The sequence below is a fragment of the Candidatus Sodalis sp. SoCistrobi genome (assembly GCF_900143145.1).
Lineage (GTDB): Bacteria > Pseudomonadota > Gammaproteobacteria > Enterobacterales > Enterobacteriaceae > SoCistrobi.
The window spans coordinates 1-7,336 of sequence record NZ_FRDB01000153.1; the positions used below are offsets into that span (position 1 = coordinate 1).

Annotated in this window: 7 protein-coding genes; 2 read left to right on the forward strand and 5 right to left on the reverse strand. The window is 51.3% G+C overall.

The genetic code is table 11. From position 1 onward, the window contains the following. Positions 1 to 1,360, forward strand: a 1,360-nt coding sequence (locus CINSTRO3249_RS10790; protein ID WP_254304262.1) for a flagellar biosynthesis protein FlhF, incomplete at its 5' end; no start/stop codon positions are given. Between the two features lie 96 nt (positions 1,361 to 1,456). Here the strand turns inward: CINSTRO3249_RS10790 and spoT are convergent. The 4 genes from spoT to CINSTRO3249_RS10810 form a co-directional block, all read right to left on the reverse strand. Further along, the gene (spoT, locus tag CINSTRO3249_RS10795; RefSeq protein ID WP_074013290.1) at positions 1,457 to 3,562 is read right to left on the reverse strand and encodes a bifunctional GTP diphosphokinase/guanosine-3',5'-bis pyrophosphate 3'-pyrophosphohydrolase; all 2,106 of its coding nucleotides are present in this window, start codon (positions 3,560 to 3,562) and stop codon (positions 1,457 to 1,459) included. A 20-nt stretch (positions 3,563 to 3,582) separates the two neighbouring features. Further along, positions 3,583 to 3,858 carry a DNA-directed RNA polymerase subunit omega gene (gene rpoZ / locus CINSTRO3249_RS10800; protein ID WP_011412033.1) on the reverse strand — a complete coding sequence of 92 codons (276 nt, stop codon included), beginning with the start codon at positions 3,856 to 3,858 and terminating at the stop codon, positions 3,583 to 3,585. A 54-nt stretch (positions 3,859 to 3,912) separates the two neighbouring features. Further along, a complete protein-coding gene (gmk, locus tag CINSTRO3249_RS10805) occupies positions 3,913 to 4,536 on the reverse strand; it encodes a guanylate kinase (protein ID WP_074013292.1) in 624 nt (207 codons plus the stop codon). Positions 4,537 to 4,919: 383 nt separating this feature from the next. Further along, positions 4,920 to 5,345 (reverse strand): MarR family winged helix-turn-helix transcriptional regulator, encoded by a 426-nt coding sequence (locus CINSTRO3249_RS10810; protein ID WP_025424137.1) that lies wholly within the window; start codon positions 5,343 to 5,345, stop codon positions 4,920 to 4,922. A gap of 1,555 nt (positions 5,346 to 6,900) precedes the next feature. Here CINSTRO3249_RS10810 and CINSTRO3249_RS10815 point away from each other — a divergent pair. Then, positions 6,901 to 7,239 (forward strand): VOC family protein, encoded by a 339-nt coding sequence (locus tag CINSTRO3249_RS10815; RefSeq protein WP_074013291.1) that lies wholly within the window; start codon positions 6,901 to 6,903, stop codon positions 7,237 to 7,239. A gap of 3 nt (positions 7,240 to 7,242) precedes the next feature. On the opposite strand, the gene CINSTRO3249_RS16640 is transcribed toward CINSTRO3249_RS10815, so the two are convergent. Then, positions 7,243 to 7,329 (reverse strand): hypothetical protein, encoded by an 87-nt coding sequence (locus tag CINSTRO3249_RS16640; protein ID WP_371441378.1) that lies wholly within the window; start codon positions 7,327 to 7,329, stop codon positions 7,243 to 7,245. Positions 7,330 to 7,336 lie beyond the last annotated feature (7 nt).

A 7,336-nucleotide genomic window follows, 5' to 3' on the forward strand; every position in this document is an offset into this window, starting at 1 on the left:
CATAGGTATCTACACATTTATCGTGATACCTGTTATTACTTTGCAGAATGATTTCAACCTATCTGTTGGCGGGATTGACTCTCGCCTTACCCGCCGATATCAGACGCTGGTTAAACAGCATATGACGCCCGCGGCTCTTCTTGCTTCTGCGGTTAAAGACCTCGCAAGTGCTCAAAAATCAACTTTCGCAACTACCCAAGCTGTCTGGCGTTTTCTGAATAATAAGCGAATTAGCTTCAGTCAACTCAATGAGCCAATTATTTCGCTAGCACTTGAGCAAATTTCGCTTAGCCCGCATCCATACGCTCTCGTTGTTCATGATTGGTCACGTTTACAATTTCTTTACCATCATGCCAAATACGGACGCTTAAAAATGACGCACGGTGGCGATGTTGGATATGAACTTCAAAGCAGCTTGCTGGTTGATGCTGGCACGGGTTTGCCAATAGCGCCTCTATCTCAGACACTTACCGATGCAACCGGTTGTCATTCAACGTTGGCGGAAGGACTGTCCGAACGGCAGACACATATGGACGCCTTGACGACCGATATTGCCCGTGTGGAATCGCTTAATATAGGTAAAAAGCTGATTCATATAATTGATAGAGAGGGTGACTCTATTGGACATATGCGGACGTTGAGTACTCAAGGAATATGCTGGCTTATCCGAGGAAAAGAAGGACATGGTGCAGAGTGGCAAGGTAATTCATTGAAAATTGGTGAGATTGCTGCTCTTCTGCCATACAACGGATGCGGACAGGTAGACTGGAAAGGGAAAAAAGCTGATATGGAAATCAGTGAAACCTCGATAGTCATAACCCGAGCTGCGCAGCAGAAGCGTAAAGATAAAGAAACCGGCCGCCGCATAAAAATCCAACCTGGAGAGCCTCTGACGGTCAGATTGGTTGTTGTTCGGCTTACGGATGATCTCGGTAATGTGGTGGGACGCTGGACGCTGCTTACAAACGTTTGCAGCGAGATCACCTGCGAGGAAGTAGCTCGTTGGTATTACTGGCGCTGGAATATTGAATCATTTTTTAAGTTGCTGAAAGGTGCCGGACATGACGTAGAAACATGGCTTCAGCGCAGCGCGCCAGCCGTACTACGCAGGTTGTTAATAGCCAGTATGGCTGCTGTTCTGGTATGGCGGCTGCAACGCGCTGAAGGAGAAGAAAATGCGGCAGCCCGCCAGCTGATATGTCGCTTGTCAGGACGACAGCAAAAGCGAGGCCGCAGAGAGAGCGCTCCTGCTCTGCTCGCTGGCCTATCCATCTTGTTGAATACACTAAAATTATTATCGGAATATAGTCTGGAAGAACTTACTCATTTAGCGAGAGTTGCTCTTAAGCCTCCTCCCTGATGTGTAGATACCTATGGCTTAAGGGGGAAGATGTCAGCGTTGACCGGCGGGCGCGCTGCACGGTCAACGCCGCGTAAAAGGTTCCGACGGCAGGGTTTAGTTTCTGTTGCGGTTCACCCGGATGACATCCGGCATGATGCGGATTTTGCGCATGATATTCGCCAGATGGATACGATCGCGGGTTGTCAGACGAATGAACGCGCTATACACCCGGCCGTCCTTCTCTTCGGTGTTCAGGCTCTGGATATTGGAATTGGCGGCGTTAATTGACGCGGTCAAATTGGCTAACGCGCCTTGATGGTTAAACATATCCACCTTGATCTCGGCGATAAACTCCTGTTCGCTCACCATTTCCCATTCCACCGGCATGAATTTCTCCGGCTCTTTCTGATAGCCCCGAATATTGCGGCAGGATTCGTGATGTACCACCAGCCCTTTGCCGGGGCTGACATGGGCAATAATCGGGTCGCCGGGGATAGGCCGGCAGCATTTGGCGAAGGTAATAAGCACGCCGTCGGCGCCTTTGATCGGCAGCGTGCGCGGGCCGCTAGGCGGCGTCAGGTTAGACCGATCGCCCTGTAAATTCTTGGCAATCACCACGCTCATCGCGTTACCGAGGCCGATTTCCGCCAGCAAATCGTCAAGCGTCGCCAGTTTCATCCTGTCCAGCTCGCGCTGAATATTCTCCGCCGGCAGCTCGACGAGTTTGCGGCTGCCGCCCAGCGCATGGTTGAGCAAGCGGCGGCCCAGGCTGACGGAGTCGTCGCGCTTGAGATTCTTCAACATCTGGCGGATTTTGGCGCGCGCCTTGGAGCTTACGACGAAATTGAGCCAGGCGGCGTTGGGCCGCGCGCCGGGAGCGGTAATGATTTCCACGGTCTGGCCGCTGCTGAGCGACTGGGAAAGCGGGTAGGGCTGCCTGTCGACGCGGGCACCCACGCAGGCGTGGCCGATATCGGTATGCACCGCATAGGCAAAATCCACCGGCGTGGCGCCCGCCGGCAGTTCGACGATACGCCCTTCCGGGGTAAAGACATAAATTTCGTCGGGAAAGAGATCGGATTTAACGCTTTCAATGAATTCAAACGAGCTACCGGCGCTTTGCTGAAGCTCAAGCAGGCTTTGCATCCAGCGCTGAGCGCGGATTTGCGCCGTGGTGCCGGTTTCGCCCTGCTCTTTGTACGCCCAGTGCGCCGCTACCCCCATCTCCGCCATTTGGTCCATATCCTCGGTGCGGATCTGCACTTCTACCGGCACGCCGTGCGGACCTATCATCGAGGTATGCAGCGATTGGTAGCCGTTGGCTTTGGGGATGGCGATATAATCCTTCACCCGTCCGGGGCGCGGTTTATACAGGCTGTGCATTTGACCCAGCACCCGGTAGCAGGTATCCACTTCGCTGACGATCACCCGAAAAGCGTATATGTCCATGATGGAGTGAAAACGCTGTTCTTTCAGGTGCATCTTGCAATAAATGGAGTAGAGATGTTTTTCACGTCCGCTGACGCGACAAGGAATGCCTGCTTCGGTTAAACGACCCTCGATTTCGGCGAGGATTTTCTGGATCATTTCCTTGCGATTGCCGCGCGCCGCTTTGACCACTTCTTTAATGACCCGATAGCGGTTGGGATACAGCGCCTCGAAACCCAGCTCTTCCAGCTCGGTTTTCAGGTGATGAATCCCCAGCCGGTGGGCCAGTGGACTATAGATTTCCAGCGTTTCGCGCGCGATACGACGCCGTTTATCCGGCCGCAGGGCGCCCAGGGTGCGCATATTATGGGTGCGGTCGGCAAGTTTTATCAGCACGACGCGGATATCCTGCACCATCGCCATGATCATTTTACGAAAGTTTTCCGCCTGGGCTTCTTTCTTGTCGCGGAATTTAAGCTTGTCCAGCTTGGATACGCCTTCCACCAGTTCGGCGACGCTTTTGCCGAACAGCTGTTCCATGTCCTGATAGGTGGCCGGGGTATCTTCGATAACGTCATGCAGCAGCGCCGCCATCAGCGTTTCATGATCGAGACGCATCTCGGCCAGAATGCTGGCGACCGCCACCGGGTGGGTGATGTAAGGCTCACCGCTGGAACGAGTTTGTCCCTCGTGCGCATCACGAGCAACAAGATAAGCCTGCCGGAGGAGTTTTATCTGATCCTCGGGCAGATAGCGTTGAATCAGAAGATTCAGACTTTCAAACAGATACAAGGTAGGGTAGTTACCTGCTGTTAGCGGCGGCCTTCAGCGATCGCGGTCACCGCCTGAATCTCAGCGGCTTCCTGCTCTTGCTGCTCCTGGCGATCCCGTAAGTCCAGGATCTGGCTGGTGATCAGGCCTTCCTCGATTTCACGCAGGGCGATAACGGTGTATTTATCGTTTTCTTCCGCAACCAGTGGATCTTTACCGCCAACCTGAATCTGACGCGCGCGACGCGCGGCGACCAGCACCAGGTCAAAACGGTTACCAATTTTCTCGACGGCGTCTTGTACAGTTACGCGTGCCATATGTGAGCTACTCCACAGTTGAAGAAATGACTGGGCATCATACTGAAAGTTGTGTCAGTCTGCCAACAATTTGCTGATTAATGCGTCATGGCGTAATTTCTGCCGCTCAAGGCGCAACCGTTCAGCCCGGATAATGGTTTTCAGATCAAGCAATGCGGTATTGAAGTCGTCATTGACGATTAAGTAATCATACTCCGCAAAGTGGGTCATTTCAGCTACCGCCTGCGCCATGCGCCGGGCGATTACCTCTTCACTGTCCTGACCGCGTCCGCGCAGTCGCCTATCCAGTTCCTCCTTGGACGGCGGCAAAATAAAGATGCTGCGCGCGTCGGGCATTTTAGCGCGGATCTGCTGTGCGCCCTGCCAATCGATGTCGAGGAAGACATCGACGCCGGTGGCCAGCACCTGCTGGATGGCGTCGCGGGAAGTGCCGTAATAATTGTCGAACACCCGGGCGTATTCCAGAAAGGCATCTTCGGCAATCATGCGCTCAAATTCCGCCACCGGCACGAAAAAGTAATGCTGCCCGTGCGTTTCGCCCGGGCGCATGGCGCGAGTGGTGTGGGAAATCGACACCTGGGTGTCATAAAGCGGCTGGGTTTTCAGCAACGCCTGAATCAGGCTGGATTTTCCTGCGCCGCTTGGGGCGGAAACGATATAGAGCGTACCTTGAATCATCATGAAATAGTCAGCTGAGGTTGAAAGAACAACAGGGCGCATCTCTATTATACACGGCATTAGAGGGCGTTGCAGCTGTCAACGTAGCGGTAGGGTTAGCGGATGGGGTAAATCATCGGGTGGGGGGGAATAAAGGCAGCACGGTCGCCGATGAGGGCGTAAATCGCCCGTGCTTTCCCTTTTTGAACGTTTAAGATATTTATCGGCAAAAATCCACCAGTAAAAAAAACCACCTTTGAGTATTAAAAATCGCGATAAATTGTCTATTATCTGGTTGCCGGAATAGTCGTCCGACCCGTCAGTCCGGTCACGATAAATGACTACAATTATCCGGCCCTTTTTTTACTGCGGATTTAAATGCTGATATAACATCATAAGCCGAGCTATTTTTGCTGAGCTTCAAGTACATTGCAAACTTCGCTGAACTTCTCCAGTTGCATTTCGGATAACGGGGCAAACATGCGATCCAGAATGACTTTGTGGGTCTGTTCGGCGATGCGCAATTTCTCACGCCCTTTCTCCGTGATATAGACATACTTCACCCGGCGGTCGGTGGGGCTTTGCTGGCGCTGCAGCATCTCCTCTTTTTCCAGTGCATCAAGCACGGTCACCACGGTACGGGATGAAAAGCCCATGTAGTTCTTGATATCGGTGGCGCTGGTTTTGCCGGTGGTAATCAGGTGCAAAATCTTCATTTTCGACATCGAGAGGCCTTCGTTCACCAGCTGCCCATTCACTTCTTTTCGCAGACGGTGATAGATACGTGATAGGGACTCTACCATGACTGAAATATCGGTTGATTTATCCATGTTCTAATCTCTATATGTTATTTATTCGCTATCAGTTATTCCCAAAGCACGTCAGATTTTCGTTAGTATTACTGATGGCTTTAATGGCATCGGGTAAATATTACACTTATACAGAATCGATGACGCTGGGAAATATTCTAAACGAGCAATGTTGTTAGCTTACGCTAACAAGAAATACATTTTTTAACAAAATTACTGAAGTTCTCTCAACCTCCATTAAATAGGGGCATCCTGGAGACAGAAGAGTATGGGTTACTTCCAGGTTATTATTAATGCCCAATCGAGGTATGATTGGACCCCCTGCTTCATTACTGACTGCCCGAGCATTTTATCGAAGTTTTTTTAAATTTGAAATATGACTATAAGAAAAAGGCGCATATATTATGAAAATATAATGGCAAATATATCTTTTTATGTTTTATTAGTGATGCCATATATTAGTAGTCTGATAACCTTTACTGGAATTTACAGAGCTGAGGATTTCAATCCATTGTTGTAAAAGGATTTTTAGAATTTTTTTTAGATGAAACGCCGTGCCGATTTCGTTGCACTAGATCACACAAAAATCGAGATAACAAAAAATAATCGCAAATTAAAATATCACAAAAAAGCTAAAAAAACCTTAATACGCCTTGAGTCATTTTTACTTTTTATGGTTAATTTGTTGAAAGTAGGGGAGATTTCGTTTTTAGTTTTTTCTCTAAAAATCTAAATTAGGCAAAGATTTATGGTATTTTTATCATTAAAATCAACAAATTGTAGAATTTATAATCTATTGGCGCGGTGAAAGGCTTCGGCGGAGGCCATCACCTCCCGCGTGCGGTGTCGAAGTCGGCAGAAATAGTCGGTAAAAAAGCTTCTTTTCGAGCAATAATTAAAGCGGTCAGGGTCTACTCTTGCTTATGCATATGGGATAAAAAGCGCGAAATACCGCCGGTAAAATATCCCCTCTTTATCCTGCGGACGACGTAATTCAATCGCGTTAACGACGCCGGTTTGCTTGCGTCGTTAACGCAGTCGTTATAAAGAAGTCCGTAGCCGCGCTGATGGCGGCCATCGTGCAGAAGGGCAATAGCCTATTATAGCGCCGTGCTATTTGCGCTAGAAATGCCTGCGAATGACAAAACAGGCGCTGGCGGCGTGGCGATAATTCCCCCTGCGCGGGTGCTGAAATCGACTTTTACGGCTTTCTTCTGACGGCCTTGTGCCGTTGGGCGCAAAGGCCAGGCCACATTGGCGCTATTTCCGCCCAGCGCTGCCCGGACGCTATTTCCGCATAACGCCGTCCGGGGGGCGTTGCCGGCAAGGTCACCCGCACGCCGTGGTGCGATGCGCAGCCGTCCGTTATTCCCCGAAATGTAAACTGCGCGGCGCTGACGTCAGTATTTTATCGCCAGCGGTGGGCAGAAACAGGCAGAGAAAATAGTTAATCCCGCAACGAGCCGTAATAACGTTGTCCCGTGCACGGAAGGCTATGACTGATGTCGCAGGCAGTGCCACAGACCTCGCTGCGCTAACTATAGTTAAGGCATGAGTCGCCATGAGGAATTGACCCATGTTTAGCCATATTCAGCTTGCCGTGCGGGACATGACTCGCATGCAGCCATTTTACGACGCGGTGTTGGCCGAACTCGGCCTGGTGCGGGTGCCGGAGGATGAAGCCGGCGAAGCGGGCGTGATCAGGCAACGCGCGGATCGGCGCTGGCCGCAGTTTGTGCTACGGACGCCACTCAACGGTTTGCCCGCCACTGGGGCCAACGGCAGTCAGGTCAGCTTCGCCGCGCCTTCGCCCGATGCGGCGGCGGCGGCATGGTCGGTCGCGCTGACGCTCGGTGCAATTAATGAGGGTGAACCAGGGATTCGGCGTAAGCGCCCCACGAGGGCCGTAGTGTAAATATTATTTTACGATTGAGAGGTTCCAGGGCAGCAGTTCATGCACTCGGTTCGACTGCCAGTCGCTGATCTTGCTGATCACATCACGCAACCAGGCC